The sequence below is a fragment of the Actinomadura rubrisoli genome, from assembly GCF_004349215.1.
GTDB classification, from domain to species: Bacteria; Actinomycetota; Actinomycetes; order Streptosporangiales; family Streptosporangiaceae; genus Spirillospora; species Spirillospora rubrisoli.
The window spans coordinates 1-2,770 of sequence record NZ_SMKU01000601.1; the positions used below are offsets into that span (position 1 = coordinate 1).

The following is a 2,770-nucleotide window of genomic DNA, read 5'->3' on the forward strand; positions in this document are numbered from 1 at the left end:
ACCTACGACCCCGTCCGCGGCCAGTACTACTGGCACCGCTTCTTCTCCCACCAACCCGACCTCAACTACGACAACCCCGCCGTCCAAGACGCCATGCTGGAGGTCCTGCGCTTCTGGCTCGACCTGGTTCTCCTGCGCGCCCATCCGGTCGATCTTCTCGACGAGCTCCTTCACCGAGCGGGACCACTTCTTGCGGACGGGCGCGCCGGGCCGTACCGCCCCGGCGAACTGCCTCTTCCTGGCCGCGCCGAACCTGTCGATCCGGATCCGCGAGCCGGTGCTCGGCGCGTGCAGGAAGCGGCCGTTCCCGAGGTACATCCCGACGTGGCTGCGGCCGTGGAAGAAGATCAGGTCGCCCGGGCGCAGGTCCTTCAGGGCCACCTTCCGCTTCACCGACGCGTACTGCGAGTAGGTGACGCGCGGTATCCTCACGCCCGCCTTGCGCCACGCGGCCATCGCGAGGCCCGAGCAGTCGTATCCGCCTGGCCCGGTCGCGCCCCACCGGTACGGCTTGCCGATCTGCTTGCGGGCGAAGGTCAGGGCTCGGCTCGCCTGCCTCTTCTGGTTCGCCTCGCGCGTGCGGTACCTGTCGTACGCCTTGACCCTGCTCAGCGTCGCCGAGTCCAGGTTCAGCCTGCTGAGGACGACCGGGTTGAGCTGGGCCAGCGCCTGCGAGCCGATCGGCAGCGAGACGGCGATCCCGGTCGCGGCCACGGTGACGGCCGTCCGGAGCACCTTCTGTTTTCGGACGTTCGTCCCGGCGTCGCGGGTCCGGCCGATGAAGGCCCGGGACCGGGCGCCGTCGCGATGGGATTGGCGTACTGCGTGCATTGTCGCTCTCCATTTTCCGTCGAGTCGGATGATCTCCCGCCGACAGTTCGGGTACCCGTTGATCGCGACGGAATGGGGAGAGCGGGCCGATTTTACATGATCATGGTCTCGAATTGGCGGCGCCGTTTCGTGTCTTTGATCATGCGGTCAGGTGGGCGAGCGATTTCAGCGGGACGGGCAGCCAGGCCGGGCGGTTGCGCGCCTCGTAGCGCACCTCGTACACGGCCTTCTCGAACTCGAACGCCCGCAGCAGCACCGAATGCGCGGCCGGGTCGGGCCCGCCGGCCGCCGCGTAGCCGCGGCAGAAGGCGGCGCGGTTGCGCGCGGCCCAGGCGTGCGCGCGCGTCTCCAGCCTGCGCCCCGATTCGGGCGGCACGGTGCCGGACTTCGTGATGAGGAACCGCGCCGCGTACTCGAACGAGCGGAGCATCCCGGCGACGTCGCGGAGCGGGTGGGCGAGGGCGCGGCGCTCGCCGGGCGTGCGGGCGGGCTCGCCCTCGAAGTCCAGCAGCGTCCAGCCCGACTCGGTCCGCAGGACCTGCCCGAGGTGGTAGTCGCCGTGGACGCGCTGGACGGGCAGCGGCTCCGCCTGCGCGGCCAGGTCGATGAACGCCCCCGTGAGGGCCTTCGCGTGCGGCGCGAGTGCGGGCACGGCGCGGCAGGTGGCGGTCAGCTCCTCGTTCATGCGCGCGGCCGAGGCGCGCACCTCGTCCGCGCGGACGGTCGCCACGCCGAACGCCTCGGCGAGCGCCTGGTGCACCTCGGCGGTGGCCGCGCCGAGCCGCTCGGCCTCGGCCGCGAAGTCGCCGCCCGCGGCGCTGGCGTCCAACTCCGCCCACTCGCCCTCGCCCGGCGGCACCGTGTGCGCGTACCAGTCGCGCACGCTGGCGATCGCCAGGCTCCAGCCCTCCGCGCCGGTGTGCAGGTAGTCCGAGAGCAGGCCGAGCGTGACCGGCTCGCCGTCCCCGCCGTCGTCCATCTCGATCCAGCCGCGGACGGCGGGGACGTGTGTGCACCCCACGCGCGTGAGCGCCAGGTTGACCTCAAGGTCGAGGTTGACGCCGGACGAGAGGCGCCGGAACAGCTTGCAGATGTAGTCGTCGCCGAACAGCAGCGAGGTGTTGCTCTGCTCGGTGGTGATGGGCAGGCTCGTCAGGTCCGTCCGGATGTCGAAGCCGCTCGCGTGGTGGAACCGCAGCGGCCCGACGGACGCCTCGCCCGCCAGGTCGTCCAGCAGGGTGCGGGTCAGGTCCGGGTCGTAGGCGGCGTCGTACAGGTGCGCCTCCGGGCCGCCCGGGCCCTCCGGGAAACCGCCGATCTCGACGTGCCTGAGCCGGTCCGGCAGGTCGCGGCGGACGCCGAGAAGCAGCTGGTACTGGTCGGTGGTGGTGTTCTGGTGGACGTCGAGGATGAGGTGGTGGAGTCCGGGGTCGCCGGGGAGGAGTTCGGTGGCGGTGCCGATGGACAGGTCGTCGATGGGGCTGTCCTTGCCGCCGAACCATCGCTGCCTGGGCAGCCACTCCGTCAGATCCCGTGCGAGGACGTTCTCGGGTGGCAGCACGGTCAGACGACCCTCTCCAGGTCCGCGCCGTCCGGCGGAGTGAGCTGGAACCAGTAGAAGCCGTGTCCGGGCAGTGTCAGCAGGTACGGAAGCTCGCCGATGGCCGGGAACTGCACGCCGCCCATGCACTCGACGGGCGAGTAGCCCTCGAAGCGCCGCAAGTCCAGCTCGACCGGTTGCGGAAAGCGCGACAGGTTGCTGACGCAGAGAATCGTGTCCATTCCGCCCCACTGGTTCTTGTCGTTAGCGCCGATTTCGCGGGTGAAGGCGAGGACGGAGGGGTTGGAGGCGGAGAGTTCGATGTAGGAGCCGACGCCGAAGACGGGGTGGCGTTGGCGGATTTCGATCATTTTGCGGGTCCAGTGGAGCAGGGATCCG

2 protein-coding genes and 2 pseudogenes are annotated in these 2,770 nt (G+C 70.5%); 1 reads left to right on the forward strand and 3 read right to left on the reverse strand.

Annotation, left to right across the window (positions count from 1 at the left end; translation table 11 throughout):
- Positions 1–126 (forward strand): annotated as a pseudogene (locus E1298_RS45890) (alpha-amylase family glycosyl hydrolase); the annotation flags it as partial.
- Between the two features lie 138 nt (positions 127–264).
- Here E1298_RS45890 and E1298_RS51490 read toward each other — a convergent pair.
- The 3 genes and pseudogenes from E1298_RS51490 to E1298_RS45905 all read right to left on the reverse strand — a co-directional run.
- Positions 265–831 (reverse strand): annotated as a pseudogene (locus E1298_RS51490) (C40 family peptidase); the annotation flags it as partial.
- 139 nt (positions 832–970) lie between these two features.
- Positions 971–2,392 (reverse strand): maltokinase N-terminal cap-like domain-containing protein, encoded by a 1,422-nt coding sequence (locus E1298_RS45900; RefSeq protein ID WP_131903650.1) that lies wholly within the window; start codon positions 2,390–2,392, stop codon positions 971–973.
- Positions 2,393–2,394: 2 nt separating this feature from the next.
- The coding region (locus E1298_RS45905) for an alpha-glucosidase C-terminal domain-containing protein (protein ID WP_207945259.1) at positions 2,395–2,770 on the reverse strand (376 nt) is incomplete at its 5' end.